Source organism: Microbacterium kunmingense, assembly GCF_023155745.1.
Taxonomy (GTDB): domain Bacteria; phylum Actinomycetota; class Actinomycetes; order Actinomycetales; family Microbacteriaceae; genus Microbacterium; species Microbacterium kunmingense.
Genome location: NZ_JAKNUS010000005.1, coordinates 231,263 through 246,067 on the forward strand (window position 1 = coordinate 231,263; position 14,805 = coordinate 246,067).

The 14,805-nt window shown below is 69.0% G+C and carries 13 protein-coding genes; 4 read left to right on the plus strand and 9 right to left on the minus strand.

What is annotated here, in order from left to right; all coding sequences use genetic code 11:
* Positions 1-27: 27 nt before the first annotated feature.
* Genes MA875_RS09555 through MA875_RS09565 form a run of 3 tightly spaced genes read right to left on the minus strand, consistent with a single transcriptional unit; the run spans position 28 to position 3,949 of the window.
* Complete coding sequence (locus tag MA875_RS09555) at positions 28-1,878, minus strand: helicase HerA-like domain-containing protein (protein WP_248242058.1); 1,851 nt, start codon at positions 1,876-1,878, stop codon at positions 28-30.
* 4 nt (positions 1,879-1,882) lie between these two features.
* Positions 1,883-2,563, minus strand: a complete 681-nt coding sequence (locus MA875_RS09560) for a phosphatase PAP2 family protein (RefSeq protein WP_248242059.1) — start codon at positions 2,561-2,563, stop codon at positions 1,883-1,885.
* 48 nt (positions 2,564-2,611) lie between these two features.
* Positions 2,612-3,949, minus strand: a complete 1,338-nt coding sequence (locus MA875_RS09565; protein ID WP_372492562.1) for a multidrug effflux MFS transporter — start codon at positions 3,947-3,949, stop codon at positions 2,612-2,614.
* A 245-nt stretch (positions 3,950-4,194) separates the two neighbouring features.
* Between MA875_RS09565 and MA875_RS09570 the strand changes: the two genes are divergently transcribed.
* The 3 genes from MA875_RS09570 to MA875_RS09580 are packed head-to-tail and all read left to right on the plus strand — an operon-like array spanning position 4,195 to position 6,115.
* Positions 4,195-4,917: a thioredoxin-like domain-containing protein gene (locus tag MA875_RS09570; protein WP_248242060.1), complete on the plus strand. Its 723-nt coding sequence runs from the start codon at positions 4,195-4,197 to the stop codon at positions 4,915-4,917.
* 10 nt (positions 4,918-4,927) lie between these two features.
* Positions 4,928-5,608, plus strand: coding sequence for a DUF305 domain-containing protein (locus tag MA875_RS09575; protein WP_248242061.1), 681 nt, complete (start codon positions 4,928-4,930; stop codon positions 5,606-5,608).
* Between the two features lie 36 nt (positions 5,609-5,644).
* Positions 5,645-6,115 (plus strand): hypothetical protein, encoded by a 471-nt coding sequence (locus MA875_RS09580; protein ID WP_248242062.1) that lies wholly within the window; start codon positions 5,645-5,647, stop codon positions 6,113-6,115.
* On the opposite strand, the gene MA875_RS09585 is transcribed toward MA875_RS09580, so the two are convergent.
* From MA875_RS09585 to MA875_RS09600, 4 genes are all read right to left on the minus strand, one after another.
* Complete coding sequence (locus MA875_RS09585) at positions 6,064-8,565, minus strand: HAD-IC family P-type ATPase (RefSeq protein ID WP_248242130.1); 2,502 nt, start codon at positions 8,563-8,565, stop codon at positions 6,064-6,066. The two genes, MA875_RS09580 and MA875_RS09585, sit on opposite strands and share 52 nt — an antisense overlap.
* Positions 8,566-8,715: 150 nt before the next feature.
* Entirely contained in the window at positions 8,716-9,702 is a 987-nt protein-coding gene (locus MA875_RS09590; RefSeq protein WP_248242063.1) for a carbohydrate ABC transporter permease, read from the minus strand.
* The gene (locus MA875_RS09595) at positions 9,699-10,667 is read right to left on the minus strand and encodes a carbohydrate ABC transporter permease (RefSeq protein ID WP_248242064.1); all 969 of its coding nucleotides are present in this window, start codon (positions 10,665-10,667) and stop codon (positions 9,699-9,701) included. Before MA875_RS09595 ends, MA875_RS09590 begins: the two co-directional genes overlap by 4 nt.
* 116 nt (positions 10,668-10,783) lie before the next feature.
* Positions 10,784-12,133, minus strand: a complete 1,350-nt coding sequence (locus MA875_RS09600; RefSeq protein ID WP_248242065.1) for an ABC transporter substrate-binding protein — start codon at positions 12,131-12,133, stop codon at positions 10,784-10,786.
* A gap of 240 nt (positions 12,134-12,373) precedes the next feature.
* Between MA875_RS09600 and MA875_RS09605 the strand changes: the two genes are divergently transcribed.
* Positions 12,374-13,429 (plus strand): LacI family DNA-binding transcriptional regulator, encoded by a 1,056-nt coding sequence (locus MA875_RS09605; protein WP_248242066.1) that lies wholly within the window; start codon positions 12,374-12,376, stop codon positions 13,427-13,429.
* 235 nt (positions 13,430-13,664) lie between these two features.
* Here MA875_RS09605 and rplL read toward each other — a convergent pair whose 3' ends face one another.
* Entirely contained in the window at positions 13,665-14,054 is a 390-nt protein-coding gene (gene rplL / locus MA875_RS09610; protein WP_179560744.1) for a 50S ribosomal protein L7/L12, read from the minus strand.
* A gap of 42 nt (positions 14,055-14,096) precedes the next feature.
* Positions 14,097-14,612: a 50S ribosomal protein L10 gene (gene rplJ, locus MA875_RS09615; protein WP_124293940.1), complete on the minus strand. Its 516-nt coding sequence runs from the start codon at positions 14,610-14,612 to the stop codon at positions 14,097-14,099.
* Positions 14,613-14,805 lie beyond the last annotated feature (193 nt).

Sequence of the window (14,805 nt, forward strand, 5' to 3'; positions counted from 1 at the left end):
TCGGCGTCCGCGAGCCGGGGTTCCCACTCAGCGGCGCGCGGTGCCGAAGACGCCGCGGATCACCTCGCGAAGGATGCTCTGCGTCGCCTTCGAGCCGAGCACCCGGTCGATCGGCGACGGGTCGGCACGGCGCGCGGTGCGTGTCGAGCGTGCGCCGGCGCTCTGCTTCAGCAGGCGCTCGTACTCCTTCTGCGCCTTCCGCTCCGCATCGGCCTGAGCCTTGTCCAGGGCTGCGCGCTGCTTCGCCAGCTCGGCGTCGATCTTGGCCTGCTCCGCGGCGGCGTCGGCTGCCGCCGCGACCTCGGCGGCGGCGTTCATCCGCTCGGTGAGGATCTCCCGCGCCGATTCCCGGTCGACGGCTTCGGCGTACCCGGCGAGGAGGGGGGAGGCGGCGACGGTGGCCTGGATCTGCTCCGGAGCCGACGGGCTCATCAGCCCGAGCGGGGCGCGCAGCCTCGTCCATGCGACGGGCGTGGGGGCTCCCTTCTCGCTCATCACGGTCACGATCGCCTCCCCCGTGCCGAGCTCCTGCAGGACGCGTTCGAGGTCGTACCCCGAGGTCGGGTAGGTGCGCACCGTCGCACGAAGGGCGGCGGCGTCCTCGGGCGTGTAGGCGCGCAGCGCGTGCTGCACCCGCGACCCGAGCTGGGCGAGCACATCGGAGGGCACATCCTTGGGCGTCTGGGTGACGAAGAAGACCCCGACGCCCTTGGACCGGATCAGGCGCACGGTCTGCACGATCGCGGCGACGAAGTCCTTCGAGGCGTCGCGGAAGAGAAGGTGCGCCTCATCGAAGAAGAACACCAGCTTCGGCCTGTCGAGGTCGCCGACCTCGGGGAGGATCTCGAACAGCTCCGCCAGGAGATACATGAGGAACGTGGAGAAGAGCTCGGGCTTGTCGGCGACGCCGGGGATCTCGAGCAGGTTGATGATGCCCCGGCCGTCGGGCGCGGTACGCAGGATGTCGCGGACGTCGAACTCGGGCTCGCCGAAGAAGACGTCGGCGCCGCCGTCGGCGAAGGTGATGAGCTCCCGCAGGATCACCCCCGCCGTCGCCGCGGAGAGACCTCCCAGCTGCTTCAGCTCCGCCTTGCCCTCATCGCCGGTGAGATAGGTCAGCACCGCGCGCAGATCCGCGAGGTCGACCAGGGCGAGCCCGTTGGCATCGGCGTAGTGGAACACCAGGCCGAGACTGGACTCCTGAGTCTGATTCAACCCCAGGACCTTGCTCAGCAGCAGCGGACCGAAGGCCGACACCGTCGCGCGGATCGGCACACCCGCGCCGATCCCGCCCAGCGAGAAGTACTCCGTGACGGATGCCGCGGGCTCCCAGTCCTGCCCGATGCCCCGTGTCCGCTCGCGCAGCTTCTCGCTCTCGACGCCGGGGGTTGCGACGCCCGAGAGATCGCCCTTGATGTCCGCGGCGAAGACGGGGACCCCGCCCGCGGCGATCTGCTCGGCGAGCAGCTGCAGGGTGCGGGTCTTGCCGGTTCCCGTCGCCCCGGCGACCAGGCCGTGGCGGTTCAGCATCCCGAACGGGATGCGCACCTGCGCGGCCGGCAGTGCCTGACCGTTGACCAGGGCCCCGAGGTCGAGCCCCGGCCCCTCGAAGGTGTAGCCCTGGACGACGGCCGCGACCTCCGTCTCGCTGAGCGGCCCCTCCGGCGCGGGTCTGGGCGGAGACGGATCCGCCTCCTCGGCGGGCGGCGTCTCCGGCCGTGCAGCGCCGGCGCGGGCGGCCGCCGCCTCGGCGGCTGCCAGCGCGGCGCGGGCGCGGGCGGCCTTCAGCTCCGCCTCCGCGGCATCGGCCTCGGCGCGCAGCCTTGCGAGCTCGGCAGCGGCCACCGCATCAGGATCGGACGACTCCGTCTCGGTCATGGGTTCACAGTAGCGATGCGGGCTGCGCCGCGGCATCCGTTCGCCGTCGCCTTTCTCTGGCGAGGGGCACGGCGAAGGCGGCGGCCAGCAGCAGGGTGACACCGGCGCCGATGAGCGCACCGCCGAGGGTGTCGCTCAGCCAGTGCGCATGCAGATAGGTACGGCTGAAGGCCATGAGCAGTGTCCACGCGGCGCCCACGATCCCGACCCACACCCGAGGGAAGAGCACGAGTGCGATCGCGGCCACGGTCGCGGCGTTCCCCGCATGTCCGGAGGGGAAGGAGCCGTAATCACTGACGACGATGATGTCCTCCGGTCGCGCCCGCCCGAAGGTCTGCTTCAGCAGCTGCACACCCGCCGCCGACGCGGCCAAGGAGACCACGAGGAACAGCGCTCCCCAGGGTCTGCGGAACACGATCAAGAGCAGCGCACCGGTCAGGGGCACCACGGCGATCGAGAACCACCCCGCGCCCACGACGTTCATGAACTGCGAGAAGGCGGTGACGACGGGCGACGACCAGCCTGCGAGAAGGATGTTCCAGTCCGCATCGATGTCGAACGGCTCGTTGCCCCGGGCGAAGATCCAGGCGCCCAATCCGACGGAGAGCGCAACGAGGACGACACCCGCCACCAGCGGCACCGCCCAGGCACGTCGATCGATCCTCGGCGCCGTCGCGGTGTCCATCGGCCTATTCTGCCGCGACAGGCGATCCTCCTGGGGGAGGGCTTGCGCTCAGGGCGTCAGTTGTGCGACCGAGCGGGGCCGGACGACGAACCAGAGGGCCAGCACCGCCAGCACACCGCAGCCGACCATGACGACGGCCATCGAGGTGCCGGTGATGCCCGTGCCCTGCGAGATCCAACCGACCACCGGGGAGACCAGACCCGCGACACCGAAGTTGACCGCCCCGAGGAGGGACGCCGCGGTGCCCGCTGCCTTGCCGTGGCGGTCCAGGGCGAGCACCTGGATGCACGGGAAGGTGAATCCGCAGGCCGTCATGAAGACGAACAGGGGGATGACGGTGCCCCACAAGCCGAACCCGAGCTGATCGAGCACGATGATCGACGCGGATGACAGCACGAGCGTCGCGGTCGATCCCGCGAGCACCCACTGCGGCCCGAAACGGGCCGCGAGCCGAGAGGCCGTCTGCACGCCGGCGACCAGACCGAGGGAGTTGACCGCGAAGAGCAGCCCGTACTGCTGAGCGTCGAATCCGTAGTTCTCCTGGAACAGGAACGACGAGGCCGACAGATAGGAGAAGAGTCCGCTGAAGGTCATGCCCCCGATCACCAGCACCCCGAGGAACACCCGGTCGCTGAGGACGCTCCTGTAGCGCTGGAGAACCGTTGCGCCGCCCTTCCCACCGCGGCGCGCCGGTGGCAGGGTCTCGGGCACGAGCAGGATCGCGCAGACGAGCAGGACGGCGCCGTAGACGCCGAGCACGACGAAGAGCCCGCGCCACGGCATCACGGCCAGAAGTCCGGCACCGAGGAGAGGAGCGACGACCGGCGCCACGCCCGTCACCAGGGCGAGCCGGCTCAGCATGACCACGAGGCGCTTGCCGCCGAAGAGATCGCGCACGATCGCCATGGCGACGACACCGCCGGCGGCGGCACCGATCCCCATGAACACGCGGGAGACGCTCAAGAGCATCAGCGTGGGCGCGAGCGCGGCGGCGACGCTGGCGACGACGTGCAGCGCCGTCACCGCGATGAGAGGCACCCGCCGCCCGACCCGATCGCTCAGCGGACCGACGATCAGCTGCCCGACGCCGAATCCGATCATCGTTCCCGTCAGCGTCAGCTGAATCGCGGCGGCCGTGGTCTGAAAGTCGTCCTCGAGCACGGGGAATGCCGGCAGGTAGAGGTCGATCGTGAAGGGGCCGAGGGCGGTGAGCGCACCGAGGAGGACGATGTAGAGCACCCGCTTGCGCGCGGGGATGGCGTCGCCCGGATGAAGCATCACCGGCGCGGTGGCGGGGTTGGCGCCGAGGGCGCGGATCGCGCCCGTGGTCGGGCGCGCGTGGGCGGAGGCGGGCGGGACGATCGGCTGGGAGGCGGTATCGAGCACAGTCACTCTCGGTTTCGTGGCGGGCGTCGCGCCGCTGACACAGGCGGCGGGGGAAGGGCGGAGTCGAGACGTGGCGGCGGGACATGTCGCACAGCGCGTCGAATCGATTCGAAGACCTCCCGAGTCTAGCGGATGCGAGGTTGTTTACGAGCCTGCTCCCAGGGCTCGCGCCCATACGCGCGCATAAGATGGGGGCGTCCTCCTGCTTCGACGCGCCTGTCGCGCCAGACCCGAGAGCCCACGCCATGACCCCGCCATCGTCCTCCCGTCCGTCCGGAAAGCGCGCCAGCGGCAATCCGGCCACTCAGGCCGAGATCAACCAGACCGTCAAGCAGCAGCGCGAGCAGAAGAAGCAGGAGAAGCTCGCGGAGTATCAGCGGCAGCTGGCCAAGCGCCGCCGCAGCAAGGTCGTGTGGTGGGCGGTCGGATCGACGGCCGCCGTCGCCGTCATCGCCGCCATCGTGGCATCCATCGTCTTCGCCCCCGCCCCGCCCCCGACCTACGGAGCGCTAGACAGCACGGGTGCGGAGATCGACGGCGTCGAGACCTTCGAGCTCGCGACCGACCACGTCGACGGCACCGTCGACTACGAGCAGACCCCGCCGGTCGGCGGCCCCCACAACGCGGTGTGGCTGAACTGCGGGGTGTACACGGAGCCGCAGGTCAACGAGAACGCGGTGCACTCCATGGAGCACGGCGCGGTGTGGGTGACCTACGACCCCGCCCAGGTTTCCGCCGACGACATCGAGACCCTCGAGGGCTACCTGCCGTCCAGCCACGCGATCCTCTCGCCCTACGAGGGCATGGACACCCCGATCGCCGTCAGCGCCTGGAACGCGCAGCTGAAGGTCGACTCGGCCGACGACGAGCGGATCACGGAGTTCTTCGAGGAGTACTGGCGCAGCCAGAACGCCCCCGAGCCGAACGCGACCTGCAGCGGCGCCATCGACGGCCCGGGCCGTCAGTGATCAGGGGCCGATGACCGACCCGACCCTTTCGCGCCGCGGCTTCCCGCGGTGGGCGCTGATCGTGCTCGTCGCCCTCGGCATCGCCGCCCTCGCCTTCGCCGTCGGACGTTTCTCGATGTTCGGTGCCGCCAGCGCCGTCGCGGCGCCCGGCACGGCGTCGGCCGAAGCGGGCTTCGCCCGCGACATGCAGGTGCACCACGCCCAGGCCATCGAGATGGCGATGGAGATCTACCGCAAGACCGAGGACGACGAGGTGCGCGCACTCTCGTACGACATCGCCACCGGGCAGTCCGGGCAGCGCGGTGAGATGTACGGCTGGCTGGTGAGCTGGGGCCTGCCGCAGTCGGGCGGACCGCTCATGGGATGGATGGCCGGCACCGAGCACGCGCACACGGGACACGGCGGCGGAGACGCCGAGGCACCGACCGCGGCCGAGCTGGAGGCCGAGATGGGCATGGCGACCCCCGCCGAGCTGGACGCATTGCGCGCGGCGACGGGCACGCAGGCCGACTGCGACTTCCTCGGCCTCATGATCCGTCACCACCAGGGGGCGATCCCGATGTCGGAGGCGGTCATCGAACTCGGCTCCGAGCCGCGGGTGCTCGCGGTGGCGCAGTCGATCATCGAGACCCAGGAGGCGGAGATCGACCGCATGACGAGCATGCAGGAGCGCCTCGGCTGTACGCAGTGATGTCTCCGGGGAAGGGTTCGCCAGTAGGGTGAACCCGTGAGCGCCCCCCGGAGTGAGGTGGTCGGCCGCGGCGCGGCGACCGGCGAGACACGTCCTCGACGCGGCGTCGTCCTGACCGTCGTGATCGTCCTCGTCTACGTCGTCGCCTTCGCCAACGTCGCCCTCGGCATCCTCGTACTCCTCAGCCGCTACGACGTCGCCGCGGAGGAGATCCTCCCGGTGTCCCTGCGCGGCGCGGGCATCATCCTCTTCGGCCTGCTGGTGGCCGCCCTGGCCTCCGCGCTCGCCCGCGGCAGTCGGTTGGCACGGTTGCTCCTGACCGGCTACGTCGCGCTGCTGGTCGTGCTCCAGCTGGTCACGATCGTCTCCAGCGACTCCTGGGACATCCCCGCGACCGTCCAGGTGCTCGTGCAGGTGGTGGCCGTCGTCCTCGTCTGGATGCCGCCCGCCTCGCGCTACTTCGTCGCCCGCGAAGGCGAATTGTCGGGCGCCGTCTCCGACGACTGAGCCGACGCCGCTGACTGAGCCGACGCCGCTGACTGGGCCGACGCGCGGGCGAGGTCGCGCGCCACGACCCGTCGATGGGCGAAGCGGACGATCTCGATCGCGCCGATCGTGACGATGATCACACCGGTCAGGAGCCATGCCGCATCGCGCCCCGGGTCGACGAGCTGGAAGAATTCCGTGGCGAGCGGGACGGTGAAGATCACCAGGAGCGCGATGAACATCGCGCCGATCACCAGCACCTTGACCCGCGTGACGGGGCGGGACAGGACGGTGAGCACCCAGATGCCCACGACCGCGAGGATGATCGTCGATCCCGTCCGAAGCTCCGGCTCCCCGACGCCCAGCGACGCCGCCGCGAGCGCGTAGGCCGTCAGCGAGATCGCGATGGTGAGGCCCGCCGGGATGGCGAAGCTGAGCGAACGGCGCAGGAACCCGGGGATGTAGCGCTGGGTGTTCGGCAGCAGGGCCAGGAAGAACGCCGGGATGCCGATGGTGAGCCCGTCGGTGATGGAGAGCTGCCTCGGAAGGAACGGGAACTCCAGCACGAGGAGCCCGAACAGCAGCGCGAGGCCGGTCGCGTACGCGGTCTTGGTGAGGAACAGCATCGAGACCCGCTCGATGTTGGCGATCACCTGCCGACCTTCCGCCACGACGTCGGGGAGGTGGGAGAACTTGCCGTCCAGCAGCACCAGTCGTGCGACGGCCTTCGTCGCCGCCGACCCCGAATTCATCGCGATGCCGATGTCCGCGGTCTTGATGGCCAGTGCATCGTTCACGCCGTCGCCCGTCATCGCCACGGTGTGCCCGCGGCTCTGGAGCGCCACGACCATCCGTTTCTTCTGCTCCGGCGTGACCCTGCCGAAGACCGTGTGCTCCTGGAGCACATCCGCGAGGGCGCTGTCGTCTTCGGGGAGGCGCCGCGCGTCGTACCCCTCAGGTGCTTCGACGCCGAGGTCGCGGGCGATGGCTGCGACGGTCCGGGGGTTGTCGCCCGAGATGATGCGCACGCCGACGCCCTGGCGGGCGAAGTACGCCAGGGTGTGCGCGGCGTCCGGTCGGACCGTCTCTCGGAAGGTCAGGACCGCCGCAGGTCCCACGCCCCCGGGGAGACGCTCCGCGGCGACATCCTCCTCTGTCAGCGACTCCGCGGCGTACGCCAGCACCAGGGTCCGTCGGCCCGTGGCGGCCAGCGAGACGACCTGCTCTCCCAGGGGGGTGGCGGTGTCGGTCGCCCGGTCTCCGAAGACCATCTCGGGCGCGCCGAGGATCCAGGTGCCCGCCGGACCGCGTGAGAACGACACCGCGCTCCACTTCCGGGCGGAGGAGAACGGGATGGAGGCGGACGGGTGGCTCGGATCCTCCACGGGGAAGGGATCGCGCAGACACCGGGCGGTGGCGTTGGCGTCGGGGGCGGCCCCGTACCACGCGAGCACCGCCGCGATCTCGGTCGAACGGACCGCCGCACCCTCGAAGCCGTGGAGGGCGTCGAAGGCGATGTCGCCGACGGTCAGGGTGCCGGTCTTGTCGAGGCAGATCACGTCGACACGCGCGAGCCCTTCGACGGCGGGCAGCTCGTTGACGAGCACCTGGCGGCTGGCAAGGCGTGCCGCCCCCACCGCGAAGGCGATCGAGGTCATCAGCACCAGACCGAGGGGGATCATCGCAGTCAGCGCGGCGATCGTGTTGACGATCGCCTGCACCCACCCGCCCGACTCCCAGGCCTCGGCCCAGCCGCCGGCGACCATCATCTGGGCGTTCAGCACCAGAAGCCCCAGCGGCCCGATCAGCCAGCTCATCCATCGCAGCACGCGGTTGATCGAGGTGCGCAGCTCGGACGCGACGAGGGAGAACCGCTTGGCCTCCCCGGCGAACCTGTTGGCGTAGGAGTCAGCCCCCACGCGGGTGACCTGGGCCTCTCCCTCGCCCGCGACGACCACCGAGCCCGACAGCACCTCGGCGCCGTCGCGCTTGTCGACCGGATCGGCTTCACCCGTCAGCATCGACTCGTCCAGCTGCAGACCCCGCGCGCGACGGACCACGCCGTCGGCGGGGACCTGATCGCCGGCGCGGAGTACGAGGATGTCGTCGAGCACCACCTCGCCCGGTGCGATCTCGCCCTCGGCGCCGTCCCGACGGATGCGGGCGCGCGGAGCGTTCAGGAGTGCGAGCTTGTCGAGCGCGGCCTTGGCGCGGAACTCCTGCACGCAGCCGATGATCGAGTTCGCGAACGCGGCGAACCCGAACAGGGCATCCTGCCACCGGCCGAGCACGAACAGGACGAAGAAGCAGCCGAAGACGATGCCGTTGAACAGGGTGAAGACGTTCGCCCGCACGATGTTCCAGACGCTGCGGCTCGTGTCCGCCGTGAACGCATTGGTGCGCCCCTCGGCCACGCGCTCCGCGACCTCCGCCGCGCGCAGCCCGACATCCGGATCGATCTCCCGCCGCATCGCGGCGTCGGCGCCGTCGTCGGCGGGGGCGTCGATCTCAGGCGTCGTCATGCGCAGACCGTACTGGTCGCAGGAGCGTCGAAGCGGCCGGACTGGTTGACGCGACGCACGCCGTCGGACGCCGCGCCAACACCTTCCGGACCCCGGTTCTCACCCCTTCGTCGAGCCTGCCAAGAGTCCTCGGACGAAGAATCTCTGGAGGGAGAAGAACACGATCAGTGGTACCACCAGTGAGACGAACGCACCGGCCGTCAGTCGCTGCCAGTCCTGCCCTCGCGACCCGACGAGTTCGGCCAGGCGCTGTGTCAGCGGCGCGACATCCTGCGTCCCGCCGGAGAAGATGAGCGCCACCAGCAGGTCGTTCCACACCCACAGGAACTGGAAGATCGCGAAGGACGCGATGGCGGGGATCGCCAGCGGCAGCACGATCCGGAAGAAGATCTGGCTGTGCGACGCCCCGTCCACGCGAGCGGCCTCGATGACGTCGCCCGGGATCTCGTGGATGAAGTTGTGCAGCAGGAAGATCGCCAGCGGAAGGGCGAAGATGGTGTGCGCGATCCACACCGGCAGGTAGTTCTGCTCGGGGATGATCGGGATCAGATTGTGCAATCCGGCCTGGAGCGGGCGCAGCCACGAGGAGAAGAACTGCAGCAGCGGCACGAGGGCCATCTGCAGCGGCACGATCTGGAGGGCGAACACCAGGATGAACAGCACGTTCGCGCCGCGGAACTTGATCCACGCGAACGCGTACGCCGCCATGCACGCGAACACCAGCGGGAAGATCGTCGCCGGGATGGCGATCGCGAGCGAGTTGACGAAGTACGCACCGAGCTGCGGGGCAGACTGCGACGGCGAGAACAGCACGTCCCGGTAGTTGTCCAGCGTGAACCCGGGGTTCTGGAAGATCGTCCACCAGCCGGTGGTCTGGATCAGCTCCGCGGGCCGGAACGACGAGATGAACAGACCGAAGGTGGGGATCGTCCAGACGACCGCGATCGCGATCGCCGCGAGCGTCGCCCACGGGGATGTCAGCCGCCGCTTGACGCGGCCGGACTTGGTGTCCCGAGCGGCCTCGGCGAAACTCGAGTCGTCCTTTCCTTCACCGGTGGGAAGATCGACGGGGGCGACGCTGCTCATCGGATCTCCCTCTGCTTGCGAAGCACGTTGACGTTGTAGATGACGATCGGCAGCACCAGCAGGAAGAGGATGACGGCCAGTGCCGATCCCCGTCCGACCTCGCTCGCGCGGAACGCCTGGGTGTACATCTCATTGGCGACGACCGACGTGTTGAAGTTACCGGCGGTCATGGTGCGGACGATGTCGAACACCTTCAGCGTGGCGATGGAGATGGTCGTGAGGACCACGACCAGCGAGCTGCGGATGCCTGGGACCGTGACGTTGGTGAACCGCTGCCAGGCGTTCGTGCCGTCCAGCTGTGCGGCTTCGATCTGCTCCGCCGGGATGCCTTTGATCGCCGCGCTCAGGACCACCATCGCGAAACCGGTCTGGATCCAGATCATCACGACGATGAGCAGGAACGTGTTCAGCGGGTCGGTCTGCAGCCACTGCACCGGTTCGCCGCCGAGGGCGGTGACGATCGCGTTCAGCAGGCCGATCTGCTCGCGCTCACCGGCACGGTACTCGTACACGAAGCGCCAGATGATGCCGGCACCGACGAACGAGATCGCCATCGGCATGAACACCAGCGCCTTGTAGTAGCGCTCACCGCGGGACTTGTCGATGAAGATCGCGTAGGCAAGGCCCAGGGCTGTCGCGAGGGTCGGCACGAGGAGCACCCAGACGACGGTGTTGATGAGGGTGCGGATGGCGGCGGGCTGGGTGAACATCCAGATGAAGTTGTCCCAGCTGAAGTTGCCGCTGTTGTCGAGGAAGGCCAGTCCCGTGGTGCGGATCGCGGGCCAGATCAGGCCGATGGCCAGCAGGATGATGGCCGGGGCGAGGAAGCCGACGAGCTGCCAGTAGTCTCGGCCCTTCTTCGGAGCCCGGTCGATGAAGAAGACCAGCAGGCCCACGATGGCGGCGAAGACAGCCAGCCCCATCACGACCTGGAGGATCTTCCCCAGAAGATCGGCGGTGGTCATCGATCACGATCCCTTCTTCGTCGTTGAAGTTCGCCAGGACGCGGGGCGCGTCATCCGGCGTCGGAGTGGTGGGGGGTGGGGCGAGAAGTGCCCCACCCCCGACCTGGATCATCCGATCAGCTGGCGGGCCAGCTGGATTCGATGGCGTCGACCGTCTCCTGGGTGCTCTGCCCGGTGACCCACGCCACCACGCCGCGCCAGAAGGAGTCGGCGCCGACGGCGCCGGGCATGAGGTCCGAACCGTCGAAGCGGAAGGTGGTCTCGGGATCCTGCAGGATCTCGATCGACTGCACCAGCAGCTCGCTCGACGCGTTCTCGGGGTCCACACCCTTGTTGGCGCTGATCACGCCGCCGAGGCTGACGCGGTTGTTCGCCCAGGTGTCGCTGGAGAGGAACGCGCGCACCGTCTCGACCTCTTCGGCGTCGCGGAAGGCGACGGGGAACTCGCCACCACCGGTCACCGACAGGGGGTCACCGGCCGTGGCCGGCGGGGTGAGGAAGCCGAAGACGTCGCCGTCCGAGGCCACCACGACCTCGTCGCCGCCCTCTGCGTTCCAGAAGGTCTCGTAGAACGAGGCCTGGTGGTGCAGCGAGCACTCGCCGTCGAGGATGGGCAGACCCGCGGTCTGGAAGGCCTCGGTGACGAGGGTCGACACGTCGCCGATGCCGCCGTTGACGTAGTCCTCGTTCTTGATGTAAGCACCCACGGCGTCGAAAGCCTCGACGATGCGGGGGTCGTTGAACGGGATCTCGTGGGTCACCCACTGGTCGTAGACCTCGGGGCCGTGCAGGCGCAGCACCCAGTCTTCGATCCAGTCGGTGGCGGGCCACCCGGTGGCGTCACCGGACTCGAGCCCGACGCACCAGGGCTTCTGCCCCGTGGCCGCGATCTCCTCGGTCAGAGCCGTCAGCTCGTCGAGGGTCTGGGGGATCTCCCACCCGTTCTCCTCGAACTGCGTCGGCGAGTACCAGACGTAGCCCTTGATGCTGGCCATCAGGGGAGCGGCGTAGAACGTGCCGTCGTAGGTGCCGTACTGCTTCCAGTCCTCGGACCACCACTCGTCGACGTTGGCCTCGACCTCGGCCGATGCCGGGATCAGCCAGCCGCCCTCGGCCAGACGCGCGAGCAGACCCGGCTGCGGCACGATGCCGATGTCGGGTGCGTTGCCACCCTCGGCGAGAACGGCGATCTGCGCCTCGAACTCGCTCGAACCCTGGTATTCGATGTTGATGCCCGTGCACTGGGCGAAGTCGCTCCACGACTCCACCAGACGGTCCGCCTCGAGGTCGAGGATGGTGCCGCCGATGGTGACCTCGGCACCGTCGAAGGTGCCGTACTCCTCGTACTCCGTGCAGTCGACGTCTTCGTTCGCCGCGATGTCGCCGGTACATGCCGACAGCGCGAGGGCGGAAACACCGAGGGCCGCGACGGCTGTGACGACGCGACCCGCTTTTCCGAATCTCATTTTGCCTCCTCATCGAGCAGTTCCCACCGTCCTGCGACCCGCAGGCGTCGGGTAGGGAACCGATTCCAGGATCACCGTACGGGATGACGGCTTGGCTTCACAACGCGAATTGATCACGACTCGATAACCGATGCGGACACTGGTGGCGCGGCGCCGGACAACGTTGCAAGATGACGTGGAAACGGTTCCAGATTCCGGTGGTACGACACCGTTGCACGAGCCCGAAGGAGGGTTCACACGATGATGGGGATCGCCGATGTCGCACGCCTCGCGGGCGTGTCGAAATCCACCGCCAGCCGCGCCCTGACCGGGTCGGGGTACGTCTCGGTCGAGACCCGCGAACGCGTGCAGCGGGCGGCTGCCGAGCTCGGGTACGTGGCATCCACCAGTGCGGTCAGCCTTGTCACCGGACGCACCAGGAACGTCGGGGTCGTCATGCCATGCGTGAACCGCTGGTTCTTCGCCGAGGTCCTCGAGGGCATCCAGGACAGCCTCCTGGAGGAGGGCTTGAACCTCACGCTCTACGACGCCCAGCCGGGGACCCCGGGACGGCGGCGGATCTTCGAGGACTTCCTCTCGCGCAAGCAGTTCGACGGGCTCATCGCCGTCGGGCTCGAGCCCGAGGATGCCGAGCTGGCCCGACTGCGACGGATCGGCAAGCCCGTCGTCAGCATCGTCGGCGGAGCCGAGGGTCTCAGCATGATCGCCCTCGACGACGACTACGCCGCCCGCCGCGCGACCGACCACCTCATCGCCCTCGGCCACCGTCGCATCCTCTTCCTCGGCGGCGGCGCCCCCGACGGGCCGAAGGTGGCCGGGTCCGACGTCGAACGCGCCCGCCGCGAGGGATACCGGGGTGCGATGGAGGATGCGGGCATGGGCGAGCTGGCGCAGCACATCGTGTCGCGTCTGAGCCTCCCCTCCGGCTACGCCGCCGCCGTCGACGTCCTCGGGTCGCGGGATCGCCCCACCGCCATCGTCGGCGTGTGCGACGAGGTCGCCATCGGCGCCATCATCGCCGCGCGCCGACTCGGCATCCAGGTGCCCAACGACCTCAGCGTGGTGGGCATCGACGACCACGAGTACGCGGAGATGTTCGCCCTGACGACCCTGCGACAAGCGCCCCGCGAGCAGGGTGCGGCAGCGGTGCGCACCCTGCTCGAGCATCTCGCCGACCCGGAGCGCCCGCCCTCGGTCATCCGCACGCAGGCCCGCCTTGTCGTGCGCAACTCGACCGGGCCGGTCAACCCCCGACAGTCGGCCGCGGTGGCGGATGCGTCGCTGGGGCGGCTGTAGGGGCTCCTTCTTCGCGACCCGTCACAGAACGCGGGGCGCGGTCGTGGCGGGCCGCGTTTTTCGACGGGTCGAGGTCGGTGGGAACAGCGAACGGCCCGGGTTACGAGATGTAACCCGGGCCGTTCGTGATGGCGGTGTGCGCCACGGGAGGTTTCGATACGCCGCCTTCGGCGGCTACTCAACCTGACCCGGCGCCGCGTCAACGCGCGCTACGCGCGCATTGACCCGACACGGCTCACTTCAGGGTGACGGTCGCGCCGGCCTCTTCGAGAGCGGCCTTGGCCTTATCGGCGGTCTCCTTGTTCGCGCCCTCGAGGACGGGCTTGGGAGCACCGTCGACGACGGCCTTGGCCTCGCCGAGGCCGAGCGAGGTGAGCTCGCGGACGACCTTGATGACCTGGATCTTCTTGTCGCCGACCGACTCGAGGATGACGTCGAAGGAGTCCTTGACCTCTTCCTCCTCGGCGGGGGCGCCACCGGCGGGGGCGCCGGCAGCGGCGACCGCGACGGGGGCGGCGGCGGTGACGTCGAAGGTCTCCTCGAAGGCCTTGACGAACTCGGACAGCTCGATGAGCGTGAGCTCCTTGAACGCGTCGAGCAGCTCCTCAGTGCTGAGCTTTGCCATGATGTATCTCCTTGTTGGGTGGTTTTATCTGCCGGGCCCGTGTCAGGCCGCGGACTCCTGCTTCTCACGCAGCGCGTCGACCGTGCGAACGGCCTTCGACGGCAGTGCGTTGAAGACGTAGGCCGCCTTGGTCAGCGAGGCCTTCATCGCACCGGCGAGCTTCGCCAGCAGGACTTCACGGCTCTCGAGATCGGCGAGCTTGTTGACCTCCTCCGCGGTGAGGGGGTTTCCGTCGAAGAATCCGCCCTTGACCACCAGGAGGGGGTGTGCCTTGGCGAAGGCACGCAGACCCTTCGCGACGGCGACCGGGTCACCGTGCACGAACGCGATGGCCGACGGACCCTTCAGTCCCTCGTCCAGCCCCGTGACCCCCGCGTTGCCCGCGGCGATCTTGGTCAGCGTGTTCTTCACCACGGCGTATTCCGCATCCTGACGGATGGTGTTGCGAAGCTCCTTGAGCTCGGCAACCGTCAGGCCGCGGTACTCGGTGAGCAAGACGGCAGTCGAGTCCTCGAATTGCTTCGTGAGCTCGGCGACCGATGCTTCCTTCTGCGCCATGGCCACTCCTTGTATCTGTGAGACGCACCGCGGTGGCGGCGCGTCGGCCTGCGACATCCGGTCGTGACGGCAAAACAAAACGCTCCGGCGCAAGCGCACGGAGCGTCATCCTGGAAAGGGTTTCGATCGTGACACCTGCGCGGGCCCCTGCGATGCAGTGCTTCGGTCTCGGTGCTCGCGCACCTCGATGACC

What these genes read in the sequence shown, in the direction of transcription:
- MA875_RS09570 (WP_248242060.1), top strand. Translation starts at nt 4,195, where the DNA reads ATGACCCCGCCATCGTCCTCCCGTCCGTCCGGAAAGCGCGCCAGCGGC.
- MA875_RS09595 (WP_248242064.1), bottom strand. Translation starts at nt 10,667, where the DNA reads ATGACCACCGCCGATCTTCTGGGGAAGATCCTCCAGGTCGTGATGGGG.
- MA875_RS09600 (WP_248242065.1), bottom strand. Translation starts at nt 12,133, where the DNA reads ATGAGATTCGGAAAAGCGGGTCGCGTCGTCACAGCCGTCGCGGCCCTC.
- MA875_RS09590 (WP_248242063.1), bottom strand. Translation starts at nt 9,702, where the DNA reads ATGAGCAGCGTCGCCCCCGTCGATCTTCCCACCGGTGAAGGAAAGGAC.
- rplL (WP_179560744.1), bottom strand. Translation starts at nt 14,054, where the DNA reads ATGGCAAAGCTCAGCACTGAGGAGCTGCTCGACGCGTTCAAGGAGCTC.
- MA875_RS09605 (WP_248242066.1), top strand. Translation starts at nt 12,374, where the DNA reads ATGATGGGGATCGCCGATGTCGCACGCCTCGCGGGCGTGTCGAAATCC.
- MA875_RS09555 (WP_248242058.1), bottom strand. Translation starts at nt 1,878, where the DNA reads ATGACCGAGACGGAGTCGTCCGATCCTGATGCGGTGGCCGCTGCCGAG.
- rplJ (WP_124293940.1), bottom strand. Translation starts at nt 14,612, where the DNA reads ATGGCGCAGAAGGAAGCATCGGTCGCCGAGCTCACGAAGCAATTCGAG.
- MA875_RS09585 (WP_248242130.1), bottom strand. Translation starts at nt 8,565, where the DNA reads ATGCGGCGGGAGATCGATCCGGATGTCGGGCTGCGCGCGGCGGAGGTC.
- MA875_RS09560 (WP_248242059.1), bottom strand. Translation starts at nt 2,563, where the DNA reads ATGGACACCGCGACGGCGCCGAGGATCGATCGACGTGCCTGGGCGGTG.
- MA875_RS09575 (WP_248242061.1), top strand. Translation starts at nt 4,928, where the DNA reads ATGACCGACCCGACCCTTTCGCGCCGCGGCTTCCCGCGGTGGGCGCTG.